We start from the raw sequence: 20447 nt of genomic DNA on the forward strand, positions 1-20447 counted from the left end.
CATTTTTCATATCCCTAGCTTATTTCTAACCACTCCTTGATCTTGAAAATAAAGCTTACTCGCCCACCGCATTTAGCCGTGCGTTATAACCTCAACTCCCTACGCTGAGCGACCAGCTCGCTGAATTTAAGCTCCAGCGCCGCCTTATCCTCTGCTGAACGCTGCGGCAGCGACAGCCGCGCCAACGTCTCAGCGAACTCGCGCTCCAGCTTCAGCCGCAGCTCCTCCCGCTCCACGCTCGCATGCGTTGCTCCTGTTCCTACTCTTGTTCCTGCTGAAGCCGAGTTGCTGGCAGCATCGCCAACATCGTCAACCGTTTCATTCTCGCTTAAGCGCCATTCCCCGTCACCAAACAGCTGTAGTATATGCGTCGCTGCTCTGCTGACCAAGCGCCGATCATGCGACGCAAATATAATCGTGCCGGGATACGCCCGAAGTGTCTCCTCCAACTGCTCGCGAGCGTAAATATCCAAATAATTGGAAGGTTCATCGAGCAGCAGCGTATTATGCCGCCCCAGCAGCAGCTTCGCAAGCGCCGCCTTCACCCGTTCGCCGCCGCTCAGCAGCGCCACCTGCTTAAACACATCCTCGCCTTTGAACAGCGTCCTTGCCAATACGGTACGCACATGCGCATCGGGGTAGACGGCTGATGCCAACACGTTTTGCAAGACGCTTTTGGATTCATCCAGCAGCGATAAATTTTGGCGAAAATAGCCCATACGGCAGGATGGTGCCACTACAATCCCTTCCGTCTGCTCGTATATGCTCCGAAGCAGCGTCGTTTTGCCCGCCCCATTGCCGCCTACCAGCGCAATGCGCATGCCTGGCTTGATTTGAACGGACAGCTCATGGAACAGCCTGCGGCCATCTGATAGCCCTGCCTCCAGCTGCTCCAGCCGCAGCACATGCTTGCTGCGGCAAGGCTCATGCACCTGCGCATCGAATAGAGGCACTTCCTGCTCAGCCGGCTTCTGCTTCACCTCCAGCCGCTCCAAGCGGCTTTCCAGCGCATCCGCCGCCTTGTTCAGCTTCGCTTGCGAGCTGCGCATGCCTTCGAGCCCCAGATTCGCCTCCTTGTAGCTCATTCGCTTCGGCTTGTGGCTGATGCCCTGCGCCGACTGGCGCACTTTGGCGAGCGAATCCAGCAGACGGCTCTTCTCCTTGGCATATTGCTCATATTCAAAAGCTGCGCGGGCCCGCTTCGCTTCCTTTTCCCGCTTGTAAGCCGAATAATTGCCTTTGAAAATAAGGATTTCCCCATCCTCCAGCTCGATAATCGAGGTGCACACATGGTCCAGCAGCTCGCGGTCATGAGAAACGAAGATGACGGCTCCCGGATACGCCGTGAAGGCTTCTTCCAACTGGCGAATGCCTGCCGCATCCAAATGGCTCGTCGGCTCATCCGCAAACAATATTTCCGCACCGCTGGCGAACAGCTCGGCTATCGCCGTTCTCGTCTTCTCTCCTCCGCTGCCAAAGCCTCTCGCTTCCCCCGCATCCAGAGCCTGCCAGCGACTGGCGTTCTCCCCTTCGCTATGGCTACGGGAGCGGCAAATCACCTCCTCTTGCAGCTCATGCTCACCGCTGAGCACACCAGAGAGCTGCTGCTCTGCTTGCTGATCTGCCGCTGCCTCGCCCCGATAGCCCGCTGCCTGACGCAGCTCGGCAGCAGAGCCGCTGCGAGTCACTGTGCCTTTATCCGGCTCCAGCCTGCCCGCCAGCACAGCCAGCAGCGTCGATTTGCCCGCTCCATTAACGCCGATAATGCCGACGCGATCGCGAGCTCCCAGCTCCCAGACTCCATCCAGCCTGCCTAACAATCGATCCTGTACTGCTATTTCAATATGCCTAATCTCTAATTTTCCCATAAAAAAACCTCCCCAGCTCGAATAAGTATCGATCTGAAGAGGATTATTCGCCTATTATTGCCATTCCGATAAAAGCATGCAGCTATCCCTGTTCAGGTGTAGCAGCAAACAAGCGCGTCAAGGTAAAACGGCTGTCGCCGTCCTTTGGCGGCAAAGCTACCGTTTCGAGGGTGAAACGTACGAGGCATGTCCGGAAATGGGCGCAATAATCCTATCTTCAGAAAATGAACTTTTGATCAATCATAAGTTGTCATTAATAAGCTTCTGAACGAATAGGTTATTTTCTCATGATCCTCGGACACCGTTCCCTCTCTCGCAGGGCGCTGTTATTAATTCCCCATCATTATAAAATAATAAGCTTGCAAGCGTCAACCTTCGTTCCACCCCCTGCGTTCCCGCTTGGGAACATCAGGAGGCGGGCGCAGCCGCGCGCAACAGACAGGTCTTCCTTCGCCCCGCCCCGCTATTTTACAATCGCTATGGCCAGTCCATCATAGCCGGGCAGCACTGTGCTAAGCAGCCGCTCGTCATTTGCAATCCGCTCATTGAACGCCCTCACGGCTTGTATAGCCGGGCCAACTCTGGCCGCATTCATAGTCCGCCCACGCAAAAACACATTGTCGCCTACGATAACGGCTCCTGGCGTCGCTAAAGCGAGCGCATATTCCAAATACACGGGATAACCTTCCTTATCCGCATCGATAAAGAAAAAATCAAACTGCCGACCCTCTGCCTTAAGCTGCTCCATGCTCGCTTTGCCATCGCCGATTTTGAACGTGACGGCCTGTCCGTAGCCCGCTTCCTCCACATTGCCCCGCGCGACCTCCGCGTATTCCGCTTTTAGCTCCAACGATGTCAGCCGCCCGCCTTCTCCCGCTCCCCGGAGCAGACAAATACCGCTGTAGCCGCCAAGCGCCCCAACTTCGAGCAGCTGCTTCGCACCTGACATGGCGACCAGCATCGTCAGCAGCCGGCCGTAGCCATCAGCGACGGAAATGTCCGGCATCCCGTTTGCAGCCAGGGTTTTACGCACCCGAATCAGGTCCAAATCTTCCTTATATAAGCTGTCTGCATATTGTTCATTTTCGATCGACATTTTTTTACTCATCCTTTCATTTGTCAAAACAAGCTGCGTTTACTATACTTGATTGTATGATTTTGACCGTGAGGATTCAACTGCGCTTTACATACGAAGGAGAGAGTGACACGAATGACAACGAAAATTGAATTGATCGCAACGACGCCGATGGGCCTTGAGGCGATTGTCGCACGCGAGCTGAAGGAGCTTGGCTACACCGACTTGACAGTAGAAAATGGACGCATTACTTTCCCAGCCGAGCCAATCGATATTTGCCGGACCAACTTATGGCTGCGCTCGGCAGGACGGATCTTGGTCAAGATGGGCGAATTTCAGGCGACCACCTTCGAGGAGCTGTTCGAAGGCACGAAGGCACTGAACTGGCCTGACTGGATTCCCGGAGATGGTGAATTTCCGGTGGATGGACGTTCCCATAAGTCGCAGCTGTCCAGCGTTCCTGCCTGCCAGAGCGTCGTGAAGAAGGCAGTCGTAGAAAAAATGAAAGAGCGCTACGGCACCGAGTGGTTTCCGGAAAATGAAGGCCGCTACGTCATCGAAGTTACGCTGCTTAATGATCGCGCGCAGCTGACGCTTGATACGACAGGCGCTGGCCTGCATAAGCGCGGCTATCGCAATGTGGCGACGGAAGCGCCGCTGCGTGAGACGATGGCAGCTGCGCTGCTGCAAATTAGCCGCTGGCAGCCGGAGCGTCCGCTCTACGACCCGTTCTGCGGGTCGGGCACCATTCTGATTGAAGCCGCTATGCTGGCGTGGAACGTCGCTCCTGGGCTGCGCCGCTCCTTCAACAGCGAGGGCTGGCCGCTTGTGCCGGACAAGCTGTGGGAAACGGCGCGTGAAGAAGCTTTTGATGCGGTGAAGGATGATGTGGCGCTGCAAATTGCCGGTTCGGATATTGACCCCGGCGCCATCGAAATCGCGACAGCCAATATTAAAAAAGCCGGCTTCGGCAAAGACATTAAGCTGAGCGTCATGCCAGCAGCGAAAATTAAGCCTGAGGGCGAATACGGCGTCATCGTGACCAACCCGCCATACGGCGAGCGTCTTGGCGATGATCGCGAGGCGGAAGCGGCGCTGCGCCAGTTCGGCATGTCGGCGCTCCATTTGCCGACCTGGTCATTTTTCGCTTTTACGCCTGTTGCTGCTATCGAGCATTATATGGGCCGCCCTGCCGACAAGAAACGCAAGCTGTTCAACGGGCGGATTGAATGCAACTATTACCAGTTTTTCGGACCAGGCGGCCTGTATGCAAACCGCAAATCCCAATCACCAGAAAAATAATAAATAGAGAAATAATAAATAGAGAAATAGAATCGCTTTTTGGGAGAGGAAAGGGACTCTAAGAGAGGGACTTTCAATTCATGCATCAAAAAAGATACAAAGCTCTAACCAACAGCTTGCAAGCAGCAGCCCGCTGGGGACGGCGTCCCTATGGCGCGGAACTGCTGCTTTTTTTCGGAGTGCTGCTGCTCAAGCTGTATGCCTTTGATTTATTTATAGCTGTGCCGAATATGAAAATGAACGTCTATGATGTCAAAATCGCCATCGGCACCCTTGCGCTTTGCAGCTTCTGGACACTGCTGCTGCCGCTGCAGGGCAGATTCATTGCGTTATTCACAATGAATGCCTTGTTCTCGGCTATTTTGTATGCCGATTTAATTTATTACCGCTACTTCGAGGATTTGATTTCCGTGCCCGTCCTGCTGCAGGCCGGGCAGGTGGACGCGCTTGGAGGCAGCATTGCTACACTGCTGAGAGCGGAAGATTTTGTATTGCTGGCCGATATCCCGCTGCTGCTTGGTTATGTCGGCCTGCTGGCTTGGAAGCGGCACGCTGTCGAGCCAGCTGCCGTTTCTGTTGCCATGCCAGCTGCCACAAATGCTGAGACCGCTTTGCTCACGCACGGCAAGCAGCCACCTCGGAGAGTAAAAGCACGGCGTTTACTCTTAAGCTTCGTCCTGCTGACCATCGGATTAATGGTGACCTTTGGCGGCATTAATGATGCCAAGCGCACATGGGCAAAAGGATTATTCGAAAGCAATTGGTGGAATTTATCGCTCTATAATGTGACAGGCGCACTAGGCTTTCATGGCTATGATCTGTATCGTTATGCGACGCTGCATTGGCTGAATGCAGAAGCCGTCTCTGCCGAGACGACTTCACAGGTGCTCGTCTGGAAGGAGCAATCCGGGGAATCGCGCGCTAAGCTGGAGCAGGACTTAAGCTTTGGCGCGTATAAAGGCAGCAATATTATTTTGGTACAGGCAGAAGCTTTCCAAAACTTCATGATTGGCAAGTCATTCAACGGCCAGGTAATAACACCAAACGTCAATAAGCTGGTGAAGAGCAGCGCTTATTTCAGCTCCTTTTATCACCAGACCGCGCAGGGCCGAACGTCGGACGCTGATTTTGCCAGCAATTGCTCACTTCAGCCGCTCTCCAGCGGCTCGGTATTTATTCAATATGCCGGGAATGAATTTCAATGCTTGCCGCAGACGCTGCATAATAATGGCTACTACACTAGTGTTTTTCATGCCTATGAAGGAAGCTTCTGGAACCGCAATACGATGTATGCGAATATGAAATACGATGCTTTTATGAGCAAAAAACAATACGAGCTGGACGAGCCGATCGGCTGGTCGCTTGGAGACAAATCCTTTTTCCGGCAATCGCTTGACCAAATTGCCAAGCAGCCACAGCCGTTTCACTCTTTTCTCATTACGCTGTCCAGTCATCACCCCTATCAAATTCCCGCAGCGGAACAGACACTTTCGCTCGGCGAGCTTGAAGGCACGATAATGGGCGATTATTTGCAAGCGATCCATTACGTGGATGAAGCGCTTGGCGAGCTTATCGTACGGCTTCAGCGGGAAGGGCTTTGGGATCATACGATATTTGCTATGTATGGCGATCATGATAATTCGATCAGCGATTGGAGCTTGTTTGAAACTTTTCTGGGCAAACCGTTAAATGAGCTGGAGCGGGAACAAATCGTTAAGCAGGTGCCGTTGCTCGTCCATTTGCCAGACGATCGTTATGCAGGAGCCTATACCGCTCCGAGTGGACAGCTTGATGTCGCGCCAACGCTGCTGCATTTGCTTGGAATATCGTCGAGCGAGCTTGCGATGATTGGAACGCCGCTTATTTCGGAAAGCATGAGTCAGCCGCAGCAATATCAGCAAAACAGCAAGCTTGTTGTGCTGCGCAATGGCGCATTTACGAATGGCGACGTTTATTATATCCCTTCCGCTGATGGACTTGCCGAGCATGGCACATGCTGGAACGCAGCGGAACAATCGCCTGGCGAACTGGCACCATGCCTTAGCCTGCGGGCTGCCGCGCAAACTGAGCTGTCCATGTCGGACCTTCTAGTCATCCATAATTTGATCCCCGAGCTTTATGATAAAAGCATAGTTCGAGCAGGCGGCACCCAAATAGCCACGCAAAAATAAAGCAAATGCCCCATGACAGGCCACAATACAAGTGGCGATGCCATGGGGCATTTTTATGGGGCTGGCCTTTAAGCAGCAAGCCCCCCGGTTTATTTTCACCCTGCGATCAGGATTTCCCATGGGTTTGCAGCCAGAGCAAAATATCGTCAATGGTCCTTACTGGCACGACAAGCAGCTCAGGCGCTGCGCTCTTCGCCTCTTGCTCAAGCTCTGCCGGTACGAAGAAAACATCCGCATCGGTCCGGCTCACCGCATAGGCCTTCTGCGGCACACCGCCGACGAGGCCCACCGAGCCATCCGGCTCTATCGTGCCGGTGCCGGCGATTTGCAGCCCATGAGTCACCCCGCCTGGCGTAAGCTGATCCAGAAGCGCCAACGTGAGCATGGCGCCATGGGATGGCCCGCCGATATGAGCAATATACGAATAATAGCTGACAGTCCTTGGGGCATCCAGCTTCAGTTCATTTTGCACCGAAATGCCAAATACGGCGCGCACGGGCAACTGTTCGGTCGCCGCAGCGGCTGCTGTCTTCACCTCAAGAGTTAATTTTTCTGCTAACGCCCCCCTTCGGACCCCGACTTGAACCGAATCTCCTGGTCTAACAAAAGCTGGATCTGCCATAAGTGAGGTCAGTTCCGTCACACTCTCCACCCCCTTGCCGTTCAAGCTGACGATTAAATCGCCAGGAACGAGTGCGTCCTGAGCAATGGAATCCTTCGTCATGCCGACAATGCGGACCCCCGTCGTTGTTACGCCATTTCCTATGCCCGCTTTGCCCTCGGCGATTGCAGCGGCGACACTGTTCGCATCTGTTTTCATCGTCGATACGAGTGTATAGGACTCTGACAAGGAGGGCTCGTTCTCAGGCTTGCGCTCAAACGTATATTCCGGCAGCACCAGGCTGTACAGCCAGTCCGCAGGCACTGCGGGCCGGTCAAACACCAGCACGCCGCTAATGCTGCCTCCAGCGGCTCCTCCTTCAACATGGGCATAGCGGTTCATGTTCATCGTAAGGCCCGGATAAGTGACGATATAATTTGTCGGGTACACCAGTACAAAAGCAGCGGCTAGCCCAGAGCCCAGCATCCAAATAAAGGTTTTTGGCCAGCGCCCTCCGCGCTTCTCCATACTGCGGCGCGCAAGCAGCTCGCTCCAAACCATTTCAATACATACAATCAGCAGCATACCGCCGATAAGCGGCAGCGATAGTATTAACCTTTGCGGAAAAAAAGCAATGCATCCGATAGCGGACACACCGAGCAGTGCGATGCCATATTGAACGACTGCAAGCAGCCGCTCGAAACGAATCGTGGCAACGCGAGCAAATCCGCCGCTACGATTCACCCGCTCCACAATGCCTCGGCAGCCGCCAACCAGCCAGAGCAAAGGAATGAAAGCGAGCGCATAGAGCAGCCAGTTAATCATATCAATCCAAAGCATGCCAGAAGCAGCCAGCTTAAGCGGAGCGGGGAGCCAGATTAGCTCGGCAGCTGCAATGTACAGCAAGGCCAAAATCAATCCAGCGATATAATAGCGGAAACGACGCATGCTCACTCAACCTCCTCAAATATTAAAGCGTAAACGGGCACTGCCTTCAAAAAATGGCAATGCCCGCTCACGCTTCTATTTGCAAAAAAAGACCCAACAGATGTTGAGTCTCTTCACTGCTGCCATATATTTACTATCCTTTAATGTAACGTTTGGCCTTCTCAATCGCTTCATCTTCTGTAGCGCCTTTAATATAACGCCCATTAATAAAAATAAATGGCGACCTAGCGCAAGGCCCGCAATAGGATTTGCAGCCAACGCGAATTTCCGCATCGGGCGCTAGCTTTTGCAGCTTCGGCACAAGCGTCTTAACCTGATAAAACCTGCATTTGTCACATACCATTATATCATTTGCCATGATTGTTAGTCCTACTTCCGTATGGTCTTCGGTCTCACGGCCTGTTAATGGTCGCCGTGATTGCCTTGGGAAGGGTTCGTAATGGCAAAGCCTTCTTCAGGCACATAGAAGTAGTCAATGCGAATGCCATCAAGGAATTTATTGTCCTTCTCCAAAATAACATCGATATCTTTATCTGTGGATACGACAATATCTTTATCCGTCGGATCATCAATACCCATGCCATAGTGCGCATGGTCGCCGTGAGAATGCGTCACATGTACGCGAAGCTTCTTTCCTTCATTCTCAGGCTTGTCCAGCTCAAGCTTCAATATTTTTGCCGCATTGCGCGAAATTTTGACTGTCATCATCACTTAAACACTCCTTCATTTGTCTAACCAGCAATTAGAAAAAAATTTTAGCTTATCCTATTATACTTGTTCTCGGTTCTGCGGGCAAACCATTCTGCAACAATCATCGTCACGGCTATATCATCAAACGGCAAATAGGGCAATGCGTCAGGCAAAACCCAATACAGCAGCACCGGGACAAGAAACAGCAGCTTGTCTTTCCAGGAAACCTCCTTGGAGCGAAGCAGCTGAAAAATTCGGCTGAACGTACGCTGCCAATGGCGGAGCGATAAAAATTTACGCATGTCATTCGCCGCCTTTCATTGTTATTTTTCGCCTTCATTATAGCATAATCATCCCTGCTGCAAAGCTGGACTAAAGACGGGCAACTATTCCTCATCCCGTTCAACTAGCAATAGCCGCAGGAGAACGAAGCTGAGCTTCATTTCCTACGGCTATTCGCGCTTTGCTTTGCGCACACAGCGTTTACATTAAAAAATGGCTAAAGCTCCCTTTCCCGGTGAAGCGACAACGCCTCCACGAGAAGCGGCTTCACCGACTCATAGATGGCGGGCAGCTGCTGAGGCGGCAGCGGATTTTCTCCCCGTCCCGCTTCAATCGTAAAGCCTGGCCTTCTAAATCGCTGGATAAACCAATCTTTATAGCCGGCATCGCTGCCTGTCAGCTTCACTGGCTTATAACCGCTGACGAGGGCTAGCCGCTCCGCCAGCTGCTCCGATTCCTTTGGCTCATAGCCGCGATAGTTCCAATAAATTTCCTCTCCCTGCGTGTGCAGGGCGACGGTCAAATCAAAGCGCTGCGCTGTCGTTAAATTTGCCATCGCCATCGCTTCTGGCTCACTTAACGGATAAGGTCCCGGATAATCGCGCGGACCAGGTCCCTGAACTTCGCGACGCAGACACTCTTCCTCCCAATGTGCCGGAAACTGATCATTCAAATCAACGCCGCGCGCATTGGCTTTCCAATCGGCAAAGGACTCCCGGCCTTCATTCCATGCCATAAGCTGGGAATAGAACGGGTGGGTAGGCAGCGCTCCTTGCTGCGCAAGCTCCACGCCATCCGGATTGACCATAGGCACGGCCCACAGCGTCGTCTCCTCATGCAGCCGCGAAGCCAGCTCGCCGCAGATCGAGCGGCCTTCAGCGCATGACGCAGCATAATCCCCTACGAATCGCATAAGCATAGCCGACGTAATCCATTCATTCGCATGGAAAGCACCATTCATATGAATGCTTCTTGCACCCGATCCGCAGCGCAGCGCAACAATGGGCTTGCCGAGCACGCTATGCCCAATCGTATGAACGGTGACAAATGGGTACGTTTGCGTCAGCTCGCGGCAGTTCGCGAGCAGCTCCTGATAGCCGTATTTATTTTCCCACACTATATTAACCGTATTCCTCACCTCGCTCCAAAATGGCCTCTCCCTCCGAGTATATTCGGCAAAAAAGCCTCCCATGCCACTTGCCAGCGGCTTGAGAAGCTTTTTCGAAAGATGAGAAATATGCTGCGCTAAAAAGGATAAAGCTTATCCGATCGTTGGCACCTGCCATACGACAGGCGTCAGCTCAATTTGCTCACCAAGCCATTGCTGGGCAATGGTTTTGAACATTAAGGGGTCGCCACTGGAGAAAAACTGATGAACAGGCAGCACTTCGCCTCGGGAAAGCTGGCCCTTATCATGAAGGATCGTACTAATATCGCGAGCCGTCTCGTCTGCGGAGCTGATGAGCTCTATGCGGGAGCCAACAACTTCAGCTATCGCTTCTGTCAAAAAAGGATAATGCGTACAGCCTAAAATAAGGCAATCCATCGGATAATGGCTTAAATGGCCGATAGATCGGCGAATCGTCTCATACGTTTCGCTGGAACGAAAATTGCCCCGCTCCACAAGCGGTACAAATAACGGACAAGCCTCGCTTATAACGCGTACGCTTGGTGACAGCTCCTTGAGTGCTTGTTCATAAGCGCCGCTTCTTATTGTTCCCTCTGTACCAATGACTCCAATACAGCCCGTCTGGGTGCGCTTGATGGCCGCTCTTGCCCCGGGATTAATAACACCAATGACAGGTATGTTTACTCTAGAACGTATATCCTCCAGTGCAACCGCCGTAGCGGTGTTGCAAGCTATAATAATCATTTTCGGCCGAAACTGGATTAAATAATCGACAATTTCCCGTGTGAATTGAACGACTTCCTGCGAAGGACGAGGTCCATATGGTGTTCGAGCCGTATCCCCAAAATAAATAATTTTTTCACGCGGCAGTTGGCGCATGACTTCCTTGGCGACGGTAAGCCCGCCCACGCCTGAATCAAATATGGCAATCGGTTGCTGCACAAACACACCGCTTTCTTAAACGTATTGTAGTCGCTCATGAGGAGAATAAGACATCAATAGCATATGTTTTCTGCTATCAAAACGTACCTACATCTTATCTCAATTATGGACAGCCTACAAGAAATACGCTTTAGATGCGGCGCAATAAGCGACCTGGAAAATATGGACAGCAGCTGGCAAGGTGAAACGGCAGTTGCCGTCCTTTGGGGGCAAAGCTACCGTTTCGAGGGTGAAAGATAAGCCCATTATAAGTGTGATATTTATACATGCTTATATTTGGACTAAAGGAAAGAGCCTGCTCCCAATTAAGGCAGGCTCTATACGTAGTTGCTGCTTTATTCCTCATCTAGCGCAGCTTCACAGAGCTGCCGACGCACTATTTTTCAATCGTTTCCGCAGCTACCGTATCAGCTGTTCCCTCTGATGCCAGCTCCTCCGATCGGCTTGCTGCTTCCACTGAGTCTTCTAGTTGCCCCAATTCGCCCGCAGCCTCCGTCGTTAATTGGGGCCTGCCTTTTCTCCATATACGCACGTTGCTAATCAGAGCTTCTGCTCCATCCTTGGCACAATCCGCGATGTGTACCGCTTTATCGCCCAGCTGTCTAGCTGCCTCAGTCGTTTTCTCGCCGCACTGCTCTACTGCTCTAACCGTTTTTTCGCTCAAATCTTGAACACCGCCTGCAATATCCTGGCGCAGCTCCTTGCCTGCTTTTGGAGCGAGCAGCAGCGCTGTAACGGTTCCTGCTACCGTACCTGCCAATGCCCCCAACCAAAATCCTTTCGCTTGCTTCTGCTTTGCCATACGATTCGCTCCCCTCATTATTGCGGTGCAATCCGCCATTTCCGCACCGTTATTGCTTTCAGCTATTATGCTTGCGTTTAGTTTGCCAAAGCTGCCACGCCAGCATACCTAGCTCAGCCCATTCCATCGCTTCTTTTGCCTTATTTCTCGTTTCAGCCTTCGCTATATGCTGGGCAGCGGATTCGGACAACAGCGAGGAGACCCGGCTAACGGTTTCTGTCGTTTGCTCAATCGTCTCGCCAATTTGCCCTGCCGCCGAGAACAAGGATTGGACATTTTGCAGCTGCTGGTGCACCAGCAGGAAGGATTGCTTCGCCGGCTCCATTAAAGCGACTGTCTCAGCCGCTGTATGCTGCAGCTGTCCCCGCAGCTCGTCGGCGCTTGTTCGCAAGCTTTCGAGCTGTATCAGCCCTTTGCGCAAGCCAAGCAACACGCCCGCCACTAACCCAATAAATGCTAATGTGGCTGCAATCGCACATCCCGCTATAATGTTCATCGCCCGTTCACCTCCCGTTGTAAACCAGAGCAGGGCATCTGCCCATTTCGTAATGCCATTATAAGCAGCATGGGCTTGGCTTGACACAACCGCATGCAAAAAAAACCGATGGCTAGAACACGGTCATATGACCTGCCTATCCATCAGTTTCTCCCTTAAACGTATTTAGAACCTATATAAAACCTATACGGCACTTATCTTGTACGTGCACTTGGTCCCGCCTTTTGCGAGGCATTCGGTCCGCTCTACCTCTGCATGAAGCAGAGACTGAAATAACGTCAGCTCACAGCTGCAAGCCTGTTGATATTGATTCGCCACCTGTGCGATTGGGCAGTTATACTCATTTAATACAAAATGCCCCTCGCCTGCCGGCTCAACCTCAACCATATAACCTCCGGCATTTTGTATAGCTGCAAGCTCCAGAACCTTCTGCTCCAATGCTTTGCCCGCCATGCGCGGAGCATATCGCTCCAGCAGCTTCTGCTTGCGGCCTTCAAACATGCGGGTAATAAGGCCTGCTGTAGCCGCCTCATCTGCCAGCTCGCCGAGTAAATCAAGCGCCAGTGTATGGTAGTTTTTTGGAAAACGGTCATCCGCATGTGCCGTAAGCTCGTATCGATGCAGCGGTCTTCCCATTGCCTGCTTGACCATTACAATTTGAATAGCTTGTTCCTCTTCAAGTGCATACATATGCCGCCTGATGGCCATTTCAGTCAGCGCAAGCTCGCTTGCAAGCTGCGCAGCATTCATGGAGCCATTCATCTTGAGCAAATGCAGTATGCGCTGACGCGTAGAGCCTGGAGACGTTCTCTTATCCGGCGCAGGACCGGAGCTTCGTTGATTTTGCTGCTTCACCCTATCGCCACCTTCGAACGCTTGTTACAGGTATTGTAACATATTCTAAAAGTATGGTGTGTACGATTCGGTTTATACCTTTCCCTCAAAATCAACCAGCTCGCGCTCCAGATAAAGCTCCACTTCCTGTTTGAAACGCAGCAATTGCGGAGCAAGCTGACTGGTTAGCGGATGCAGCTCGCCACGCTGCCATTCATAATATTGCTGAACGAGCGGCCTGCGCAGCTGTACCAATTGCTTGAAAGTCGGCAGCAGTTCTACGGAAAATACGCCTTCAGCTCCTGTCACATCCACAATATCCTCATAACTGCTCGCATCACGCATCATAAATCCGTCAATAAGATAGCTACCGACATCGGTAACGGTTTCAACTGCAAGATGCAGCGCCCGCTCCTGTGCAAGTCCCTGCAGCATGCTGCCATTCCACTCGTCTGCAATGAAGGTCAGTGCCTCGGAAATGTCAGGAATTGCATTAAGCCGCACCGCAATTTGTTCGCGATTCACGTAATACATACCGCTTCGCCACCTTTATCGTTACTTCTTTTTTTTGGCCTTGCGCTTCAGCACAGCGACCATAATAATGCTGCTGGCAATAATGACGAACAAATACGTCATTATTTGATATACGTCTTCTCCCATTGCCATTAACGTCCTCTCTTAAGGCTGGCTTGTCATGGAGACTGCGACGAAATAAAGCACCGTTAGTTTCCTCGCAGCTCCTTAGCTTTCAAAATCGATGCTTACAGACGCTTCGCGAACCTGGGTCATATGCTCAATTACTTTCTGGTGCACCGGATGAACCTGATAAGCCGCCAATGCATCAAGCGATTCGAAAGTTGTGATCAGTCCAATATCATAAGAACGTTCGGAATGGAGAACGTCCAGGCCGACCGTAATCGATTTCAATTCGTCAATTTTACCTTCCATATTGCGAAGCACCTGCGCGGTTGTTTCCACGCTCTCGGCGCTGTTATCCTTTAGTTTAAACAAAACAATATGCGTAATCATTATCGTATTACTCCCTTCGACTAGTGGAATTGCTTAAACCCTTTTGTCACATAATAACCCAAGCAGCTGCAATCCGGCAACGTTAAACCGATGAGAGAGGACTGATTTACCATGCGTTATAAATTTACAACCATTGCCGCCCTGATTGGACTGGCTTTATGCCTGTACAATTCCACCGGCTACGACCCGCATAATATGGTGTTTTTTATGTTAAGTGTCCCAGCCTGGTTCGTAGACTTGTTTATTGATGTTCATGAGGTAAGCGTGATGCTCATGTATGTACTTACAATTGCAACATGGGCGCTGCTCGGATTAATTGCCGACGTCATGGTGTACCGAACCTCGTCCAAAACGCGTTATCGCGCCTAGCGTAAACAAACGGCCGAAAGCCGTCCTCTGATGACAAGGCTACCGTTTCGAGGGTGAAAATTAAGCCGATTATAAGGGGGAAACTTATACCTGCTTATACTTTTAAGAAGAGGAGCCAGTCGGCTCCTCTTCTTGTTTATAAAACCTATGTGCAGAAAGCGCCTCAAAGCACCTTCTCTTATTAATGAAAAATTCGTTTATTAAGCCGCTTCTACAATTAGCTTCGTCTTCATCTCCAAATGACCCGTACCGCATGGAACGGAGCAATGCATCACATACTCGCCCGGCTTGTCGAACTCAATATTTGCTTCCAGCTTCTCGCCTTCAAGATCAACATTCAGCTCATCAATTTGCAAACCGTGAATACCGCTTTTGTTTTTCAGACGAAGAATGACTTTGTCTCCAACCTTCACTTTGTATTCCGGTTGATCGAAAGTGAAATCGGCGTTGGCTTGTACGTTAACTAGCACCGTTCCTTCTGGCAATGAAGCAGATTCATCCACTGGCTTTGGCGGCAAGCCTACTGTTAGCAAATAAACACCTAGCAGTGATGCCGCTGTCATTAATACAAACATAATCCACTTATGCATTACAACGTACTCCCCTTTACTATCTAATGTTTACTTCTTATATTACATAAGATCGTCCTATGTACTCAAGCTTAAACTGATTAAGGGGAAAACTTTTTTGGTGATTATGACAAAATGATGAACTTTTCTCGATTGTCGCTAAAAGCAGCCAGGGTGATGCTTGACATTTCATTTGTAAAGCAGTTCTTATTATTATCGACAATACGTTCGAAGCAGCTGCTCCGATTCCGAGCGAATATATCCCCATAACAAAATGAATCGGTGGCGGTAACCTCGGCAAATATACTGCGCCTCCAGCCCATCCTCACTTCGCTTCTCTTCAACCATTTCAATGCCCTTGCTTCGCAGCTGTTTACGAAGAGCAGCCAATTCGAGCAACACCCGGTCCTGCAAGCCAAGGAGCATCGTCTCATAAAGCTTAGGAAGCTTGGCTTCGCTTGAATGAAGCACACGTATATCATGATCCAGAATCCGTACAATGATGCCAAGCAGCACATAACGCCTTGCCAGCACAAGCTCCTCCTCTCTCTGAATCGGTTGACGCCTCATAACTAGCACACGCGCAGTCGGTTTCTCCAATGACTTCATCGAAATAAACAGCTCCCTTCGCAATAAGAACACTTGTTCCTATTATATACAAAGTGAGCCGCTTTATACAAGTGCTACATTGCCCAACGTTTACTTATTTTTATCCTTTAAAATTTCAATCATTTGGCGAAGCTTATCCGGGAGCGGCAAGCCCAATCTTCCGTAATTTTCAGTAATAGAGATCAATTCATTGGCAATATAAAAATAAATAGCCGCTCCCATCGTCATATTATTAGCATCCAACAATAGATCTACATGGTGTGCGATGAGTATCACGAGCAGCATAAGCCCTTTGCGAGCAAGTCCCCATGCTCCAAATGAACTGTTAAGGCCTCGTCCTTCCTTTAAAGATGCAGACACTCCAGTCAAATAGTCAATAGCCATGACGATGATCAGCAGTGTTAGCGATTCCATCCAAACACCAAAAGCAAATGTCACAATAGACCCTAGAAACGCACAAATGGAGCAAACATATACAAACCCGGGCATCAGGTATCCTCCTCTACTCAATCCATACAATATCGTATGCTGGGAGATTAGGGATGGTCTGTTCATTCTATTAAATATGCGTTTAACCAAGAGTAATTCTTCCATCATCCATCCTGATCTAATAGATTTTTCCTTTCTTAAACACTATCATGATGACGGCTGCCAGTGCCAAAAGCAGAATATTGGTCAAATCCCAGAAGGGCCAAATGGTTGCAAGTCCGTTTATAAACGGCATGTTTGGGCCAATTGCATAAGCAAGCCCGAACATTAGCAAGCCGAATGGAAATATCAATGCACGATGCTCCCGCAGTCCAAGAAATTGAGATAAGCCATATATAAAGGCAAAAGCATTAATTAACACTTTCACATAGGTGGAAACGATATAGCTGATAACCAGCACAGCCTCAACCCGTTCAATAAATCGGCCTATGCTAATTCTTTTCGCCATGGCGTACGCAGCATATATTTGATGCTCTGTCATATATTCACCCAGCACAAGCAGCGACATAATAACGATCAGAAATAAGGAGAAACTGGCTATCAGGGAGGCTACCATAAAATCTCGAGTCCAACTTTCTGATTGCTTCATGGCAGGAAAGAGCATAAAAAGAGTAACCATTTGAAAGAAAGGAAAGGAGGTTGTATACAATACGCCTTTGCCATAGTCCGCTGCTTTGTGGTGAAAAACAGGCAGCAAGTTGGAAAGTGTCGCTTCCGGAAGCAGCATAATGATGAACATAATAAACATCAGCACCACGCCCACAATAAAAACCTCGGCCGATTTTGCAAAAACAGTCAGGCCAGCCCTCAAGGTAATAACAACTATAAGTGTAATCATTAGGACCGTTACTCGAGCTGGTGTTTCCGGCATCATTTGGGTGGTAACGAAGTCTCCGACAACTCTCAGCTGCACACCTACGGAATTAAAAAGCAGGTATAAAAAAAACAAGCTGCATAGGCCACCCAGCCATTTTCCTAACGCCTTTTTATGAATTTCTATCAACGTAAGTCCCGGAAAAAGGCGGTAGCACTTATCTATAAACCAGACGACGACGAGTCCTGAGAACATGCTTAGCAAAGAGGGGATCCAGGCATCCGAGTCCAGAACAGTAGCAAGCACGGTCGGAATAAACCAAAACATATCGCCCACAATGAAAAATAGCACGAATACAGCCATTTGTCTTGTGCTTATGCTTTCCCGCTTCAGCATGCTCTCGCCCCCTCGAATTATAATGCATTGAACCAATTTTCCATTGGCTTATAAATGTACACAATAATATTTAAGGGGCTGGGCAATCTGATTTGGTTGACCGCACATATGCTCAAAAAAGCCCCCCCCAGCAGCATTATCAAATAAACAACGATTTCTTTCTTCCAGCCTTTTTTCGCAAGCTTCGGCAGCTCAAGGCATGCAAGAGTTATGGCCAAAGCCGAGACAAATAGGATTCCAGCCACTTGGCCTCACTCATTTCTTCAAATAGTTTTGAAACGCATCATTTGTCGTGCCAACCTTTGGAATTTGAACCTCAATATCATATTCCAGCTTGACCTGTGGAAAAAGCTCATCCCAATCGTCCTTCCACTTTTCCCACTGCTGGGGCTTGTATTCATGAAACGTATTGCCGAAGCCAAATATATCGGCATTATAGGTTTTCTGTACATGCTCAACTGCCCTCGCAATGAGCTCCTTCAGCTTCTTCTCTCCGTTTTCTTCCAGCATTTTAATCGTTTCCGGCTTTGTCAAATCGATTTTGCATTCCACATCGGCTACCGATGCGACCTGCTTCATCTTCACCTTAATGACCGGCTTCCCGTCGACGACCTTTGGAATAAGCTTCGTTTTATTGCGTATTACCTCCATGACTATGTAGCCCCCACCCGGACAATTCTGATGCCCTACGGTACTTGTCACGTTATTCATTATATAATTGTAGCCCTTGCTGTAATTTTCATTGAGCCAGCCGATAAGCTTGTCAGAATGAAAAACCGCAAGCCCGGTAATTCGGGTACGCGTTCGCGAATCAGCCTGCTGGATATTCGAAATGCTTTCCCCTTCCTGGGCTTTGCCTTCCAGTCGCACCCCCGTCAACACAGGGCTCATTCCGTCTGTAACAAGCTGCTCGATTAAACGTTCTATCGTAACCGTTGTCGTGGGCGCCCATGTTTTGGCAGATGTATCCAGCGCATAAAATAAATTTTCCGCCGGGATCTTCTCTAGCGACGTCAAAATTTTCAAAATTTGATTCGCCGGCGCATCATGTGCAATCATTAAATAAAAATCCGTCCGGGCTTCTGGATTCCGCGACAGCAGGTCAAGAACATTGGATATCCCTTCCCTAGCTAGCGATTCCCCGATAATCAGCACTCGGATATGCGCGGAATATATTTTTCGCGAGCTCGTTTCCGTCAGTTTTCGAAACGCTTCAAATACAGTAGGTGCGGTCGCCTCATACATGGCTACCGGCGAGCGCCCTCCCCCGCTAGCCTTGGCCGACAGCTCACTAGGAATAACAACCTGAACGGACACCCGGTATTGGTTGCCAACCCTGTCAATGGCCGTTCCGAGCTGAATGCCGAGCGTATCCAGCTCCCGCCGATTCCAGCAGCCGCTAACTACAGAAGCGGCAAGCGACCACACCATTAATAGCAAGGCCAGTTTGCCTGCTCGCCGAGTAAATCCGCTCATGCTTGATCCTCCTAAGTTTTTGATTTGCTCCTTGGCCTTTGCCGAACCAAATTTTTCTCTCCGGTGCCAACAGGGCGGGTTCGTATTTTCGTCCAGGGTAGCCGGAACAGCGTGTCCTTCTGATTGCTCCATACGAATGGGGAAAACGACTGCATATAAGGAATGCCGAACGACTGCAGACTATTCAAATGCAGGACGAGCAAAATATAGCCTAGCAAAATGCCGAACAGGCCAAAGGAAGCGGCAAGTCCCATTAGGACGAATCGAATCATCCGTACCGATATCGACATGCTCGTTGCCGGTATAACAAAGCTCGATATCGCCGTAATGGACACGATAATAACCATCGCCGCCGAGACGATGCCCGCGTCTACGGCAGCCTGTCCAATCACGAGCGTGCCGACAATCGATACCGCTTGTCCAACGGTTTTCGGCATTCGCACGCCAGCTTCCCGCAATATTTCGAAGGTCAGCTCCATCGCCAGCGCTTCAATAAAGGCCGGGAATGGCACACCCTCGCGCTGAGCCGCCAGATTTATAAGCAGGCTGGTTGGAAGCATTTCTTGATGGAAGGTCGTTATGGCGATATAAAGCGATGGAGCTAGCAGCGTGATCATAAAAGCAACAAACCGCAGCATCCTCAGCAAGGTGCTGATGTCCGCCCGCTGATAATAATCTTCCGCTGATTGGAAAAATTGAATAAACAGCGCCGGCACCAGCAGCACAAAGGGCGTACCATCTACCAATATCGCAACTCGGCCTTCCAGCAGACCGCCAGCAATCGTATCGGGCCGTTCGGTATTGTATATCGTAGCAAAGGGAGTCAAGGCGGTATCCTGGATCAGCTCCTCAATATAGCCACTCTCCAAAATCCCGTCGATATTGATTTCACCAAGCCGCTTTCTCACTTCCGCGACGATCTTCTCATCTGCTATATTGCGAAGGTACATAATGGATACAGAGGTTTTCGTAATCTTGCCTATTTCCATGCCTTCTGTCCACAGCTGCGGGTCTTTGATTTTCCGCCGGATGAGTGCTCTATTGGTTACAATATTTTCAGTAAAAGCTTCCATTGGACCCCTGACGACAACCTGCGAGGTAGGCTCGCTGACGTTGCGATCCTTCCAGCCCTCTGCGGCTACACAAATCGCTTCTGAACAGTCTTCCAATAGCAACACAGCCCAGCCGGACAGCAATTGATAAAATAACGGGTCCCATTCGCTGATCGTTACGGCCTCACCTACCGCCAGCACCGCATTTTTCAAATATAATAGCCTATTGCCGTTTTTGTAGCTCGACGTTTGCTCCTCAGACATAAAATAATCTAGTATGACATGATGAATGACAGTGGAATCCGTTAAGCCATCCATATATACAAGAGCTGCTTGCATCCCAATGTCATTATTCATTTCTTTAATCACGAGATCCTGGCTGTTGCCAAGGCTGGCTCTGATGAACGAGAGATTGCTCATTAATTTACGATCCAGCCGCTTGACCACAGAAACGCTCATCCAGACTCCACCTCCCAAACCTGCACATAATTGCATATATTGTCC

At 50.1% G+C, this 20447-nt stretch carries 22 protein-coding genes; 3 read left to right on the forward strand and 19 right to left on the reverse strand.

Features of this window, described 5'->3' with window-relative positions:
• Positions 1-83: 83 nt before the first annotated feature.
• A complete protein-coding gene (gene abc-f / locus ABEW34_RS09150; RefSeq protein WP_430157330.1) occupies positions 84-1868 on the reverse strand; it encodes a ribosomal protection-like ABC-F family protein in 1785 nt (594 codons plus the stop codon).
• 463 nt (positions 1869-2331) lie between these two features.
• Entirely contained in the window at positions 2332-2964 is a 633-nt protein-coding gene (locus ABEW34_RS09155; RefSeq protein WP_430157333.1) for an O-methyltransferase, read from the reverse strand.
• Positions 2965-3078: 114 nt separating this feature from the next.
• On the opposite strand from ABEW34_RS09155, the gene ABEW34_RS09160 reads away from it, so the two are divergent.
• Both ABEW34_RS09160 and ABEW34_RS09165 read left to right on the forward strand, forming a co-directional pair.
• Positions 3079-4245 carry a THUMP domain-containing class I SAM-dependent RNA methyltransferase gene (locus ABEW34_RS09160; RefSeq protein WP_430157336.1) on the forward strand — a complete coding sequence of 389 codons (1167 nt, stop codon included), beginning with the start codon at positions 3079-3081 and terminating at the stop codon, positions 4243-4245.
• Positions 4246-4325: 80 nt separating this feature from the next.
• Positions 4326-6416, forward strand: coding sequence for an LTA synthase family protein (locus ABEW34_RS09165; protein ID WP_430157339.1), 2091 nt, complete (start codon positions 4326-4328; stop codon positions 6414-6416).
• A 106-nt stretch (positions 6417-6522) separates the two neighbouring features.
• Here ABEW34_RS09165 and ABEW34_RS09170 read toward each other — a convergent pair whose 3' ends face one another.
• From ABEW34_RS09170 to ABEW34_RS09220, 11 genes are all read right to left on the reverse strand, one after another.
• Positions 6523-7965 carry a PDZ domain-containing protein gene (locus tag ABEW34_RS09170; RefSeq protein ID WP_430158532.1) on the reverse strand — a complete coding sequence of 481 codons (1443 nt, stop codon included), beginning with the start codon at positions 7963-7965 and terminating at the stop codon, positions 6523-6525.
• 133 nt (positions 7966-8098) lie between these two features.
• The gene (locus tag ABEW34_RS09175; protein WP_056029575.1) at positions 8099-8323 is read right to left on the reverse strand and encodes a DUF1450 domain-containing protein; all 225 of its coding nucleotides are present in this window, start codon (positions 8321-8323) and stop codon (positions 8099-8101) included.
• Between the two features lie 44 nt (positions 8324-8367).
• Positions 8368-8670, reverse strand: coding sequence for an iron-sulfur cluster assembly accessory protein (locus tag ABEW34_RS09180; protein ID WP_430158535.1), 303 nt, complete (start codon positions 8668-8670; stop codon positions 8368-8370).
• Between the two features lie 50 nt (positions 8671-8720).
• On the reverse strand, positions 8721-8957 hold the full coding sequence (locus ABEW34_RS09185) for a hypothetical protein (protein ID WP_056029577.1): 237 nt from the start codon (positions 8955-8957) through the stop codon (positions 8721-8723).
• A gap of 197 nt (positions 8958-9154) precedes the next feature.
• Positions 9155-10054: a M14 family metallopeptidase gene (locus tag ABEW34_RS09190; protein WP_430157342.1), complete on the reverse strand. Its 900-nt coding sequence runs from the start codon at positions 10052-10054 to the stop codon at positions 9155-9157.
• A gap of 144 nt (positions 10055-10198) precedes the next feature.
• A complete protein-coding gene (gene racE / locus ABEW34_RS09195) occupies positions 10199-11008 on the reverse strand; it encodes a glutamate racemase (protein ID WP_430157346.1) in 810 nt (269 codons plus the stop codon).
• A 376-nt stretch (positions 11009-11384) separates the two neighbouring features.
• Complete coding sequence (locus tag ABEW34_RS09200; RefSeq protein WP_430157349.1) at positions 11385-11810, reverse strand: YtxH domain-containing protein; 426 nt, start codon at positions 11808-11810, stop codon at positions 11385-11387.
• A 58-nt stretch (positions 11811-11868) separates the two neighbouring features.
• The gene (locus tag ABEW34_RS09205; protein WP_430157351.1) at positions 11869-12306 is read right to left on the reverse strand and encodes a hypothetical protein; all 438 of its coding nucleotides are present in this window, start codon (positions 12304-12306) and stop codon (positions 11869-11871) included.
• Positions 12307-12489: 183 nt separating this feature from the next.
• Positions 12490-13161, reverse strand: a complete 672-nt coding sequence (locus tag ABEW34_RS09210; RefSeq protein ID WP_430157353.1) for a helix-turn-helix transcriptional regulator — start codon at positions 13159-13161, stop codon at positions 12490-12492.
• Positions 13162-13233: 72 nt separating this feature from the next.
• Positions 13234-13674, reverse strand: coding sequence for a DUF86 domain-containing protein (locus tag ABEW34_RS09215; RefSeq protein ID WP_430157355.1), 441 nt, complete (start codon positions 13672-13674; stop codon positions 13234-13236).
• A 207-nt stretch (positions 13675-13881) separates the two neighbouring features.
• Positions 13882-14169: a Dabb family protein gene (locus tag ABEW34_RS09220; RefSeq protein WP_056029594.1), complete on the reverse strand. Its 288-nt coding sequence runs from the start codon at positions 14167-14169 to the stop codon at positions 13882-13884.
• Between the two features lie 111 nt (positions 14170-14280).
• On the opposite strand from ABEW34_RS09220, the gene ABEW34_RS09225 reads away from it, so the two are divergent.
• Positions 14281-14538: a hypothetical protein gene (locus ABEW34_RS09225; RefSeq protein ID WP_430157359.1), complete on the forward strand. Its 258-nt coding sequence runs from the start codon at positions 14281-14283 to the stop codon at positions 14536-14538.
• 200 nt (positions 14539-14738) lie between these two features.
• On the opposite strand, the gene ABEW34_RS09230 is transcribed toward ABEW34_RS09225, so the two are convergent.
• The 6 genes from ABEW34_RS09230 to ABEW34_RS09255 form a co-directional block, all read right to left on the reverse strand.
• Positions 14739-15128 (reverse strand): cytochrome C oxidase subunit II, encoded by a 390-nt coding sequence (locus ABEW34_RS09230; protein ID WP_430157362.1) that lies wholly within the window; start codon positions 15126-15128, stop codon positions 14739-14741.
• Between the two features lie 192 nt (positions 15129-15320).
• Positions 15321-15716: a hypothetical protein gene (locus tag ABEW34_RS09235; RefSeq protein WP_430157364.1), complete on the reverse strand. Its 396-nt coding sequence runs from the start codon at positions 15714-15716 to the stop codon at positions 15321-15323.
• A 90-nt stretch (positions 15717-15806) separates the two neighbouring features.
• Positions 15807-16205, reverse strand: coding sequence for a phage holin family protein (locus ABEW34_RS09240; RefSeq protein ID WP_430157366.1), 399 nt, complete (start codon positions 16203-16205; stop codon positions 15807-15809).
• Positions 16206-16323: 118 nt separating this feature from the next.
• Positions 16324-17415: a GerAB/ArcD/ProY family transporter gene (locus tag ABEW34_RS09245; protein ID WP_430157369.1), complete on the reverse strand. Its 1092-nt coding sequence runs from the start codon at positions 17413-17415 to the stop codon at positions 16324-16326.
• A gap of 255 nt (positions 17416-17670) precedes the next feature.
• A complete protein-coding gene (locus tag ABEW34_RS09250; RefSeq protein ID WP_430157372.1) occupies positions 17671-18891 on the reverse strand; it encodes a Ger(x)C family spore germination protein in 1221 nt (406 codons plus the stop codon).
• 11 nt (positions 18892-18902) lie between these two features.
• Positions 18903-20402: a spore germination protein gene (locus ABEW34_RS09255; protein ID WP_430157375.1), complete on the reverse strand. Its 1500-nt coding sequence runs from the start codon at positions 20400-20402 to the stop codon at positions 18903-18905.
• Between the last annotated feature and the right edge of the window lie 45 nt (positions 20403-20447).

This window comes from Paenibacillus algorifonticola (assembly GCF_050481745.1).
Taxonomy (GTDB): Bacteria; Bacillota; Bacilli; order Paenibacillales; family Paenibacillaceae; genus Pristimantibacillus; species Pristimantibacillus algorifonticola_A.

Coding starts and splice junctions, on each gene's coding strand:
- ABEW34_RS09205 (WP_430157351.1), bottom strand. CDS start 12,306: ATGAACATTATAGCGGGATGTGCGATTGCAGCCACATTAGCATTTATT.
- ABEW34_RS09240 (WP_430157366.1), bottom strand. CDS start 16,205: ATGCCCGGGTTTGTATATGTTTGCTCCATTTGTGCGTTTCTAGGGTCT.
- ABEW34_RS09250 (WP_430157372.1), bottom strand. CDS start 18,891: ATGAGCGGATTTACTCGGCGAGCAGGCAAACTGGCCTTGCTATTAATG.
- ABEW34_RS09200 (WP_430157349.1), bottom strand. CDS start 11,810: ATGGCAAAGCAGAAGCAAGCGAAAGGATTTTGGTTGGGGGCATTGGCA.
- ABEW34_RS09175 (WP_056029575.1), bottom strand. CDS start 8,323: ATGGCAAATGATATAATGGTATGTGACAAATGCAGGTTTTATCAGGTT.
- ABEW34_RS09245 (WP_430157369.1), bottom strand. CDS start 17,415: ATGCTGAAGCGGGAAAGCATAAGCACAAGACAAATGGCTGTATTCGTG.
- ABEW34_RS09185 (WP_056029577.1), bottom strand. CDS start 8,957: ATGCGTAAATTTTTATCGCTCCGCCATTGGCAGCGTACGTTCAGCCGA.
- ABEW34_RS09165 (WP_430157339.1), top strand. CDS start 4,326: ATGCATCAAAAAAGATACAAAGCTCTAACCAACAGCTTGCAAGCAGCA.
- ABEW34_RS09160 (WP_430157336.1), top strand. CDS start 3,079: ATGACAACGAAAATTGAATTGATCGCAACGACGCCGATGGGCCTTGAG.
- ABEW34_RS09225 (WP_430157359.1), top strand. CDS start 14,281: ATGCGTTATAAATTTACAACCATTGCCGCCCTGATTGGACTGGCTTTA.
- ABEW34_RS09170 (WP_430158532.1), bottom strand. CDS start 7,965: ATGCGTCGTTTCCGCTATTATATCGCTGGATTGATTTTGGCCTTGCTG.
- ABEW34_RS09180 (WP_430158535.1), bottom strand. CDS start 8,670: ATGACAGTCAAAATTTCGCGCAATGCGGCAAAAATATTGAAGCTTGAG.
- ABEW34_RS09220 (WP_056029594.1), bottom strand. CDS start 14,169: ATGATTACGCATATTGTTTTGTTTAAACTAAAGGATAACAGCGCCGAG.
- ABEW34_RS09235 (WP_430157364.1), bottom strand. CDS start 15,716: ATGAAGTCATTGGAGAAACCGACTGCGCGTGTGCTAGTTATGAGGCGT.
- ABEW34_RS09155 (WP_430157333.1), bottom strand. CDS start 2,964: ATGTCGATCGAAAATGAACAATATGCAGACAGCTTATATAAGGAAGAT.
- ABEW34_RS09230 (WP_430157362.1), bottom strand. CDS start 15,128: ATGCATAAGTGGATTATGTTTGTATTAATGACAGCGGCATCACTGCTA.
- ABEW34_RS09255 (WP_430157375.1), bottom strand. CDS start 20,402: ATGAGCGTTTCTGTGGTCAAGCGGCTGGATCGTAAATTAATGAGCAAT.
- ABEW34_RS09215 (WP_430157355.1), bottom strand. CDS start 13,674: ATGTATTACGTGAATCGCGAACAAATTGCGGTGCGGCTTAATGCAATT.
- abc-f (WP_430157330.1), bottom strand. CDS start 1,868: ATGGGAAAATTAGAGATTAGGCATATTGAAATAGCAGTACAGGATCGA.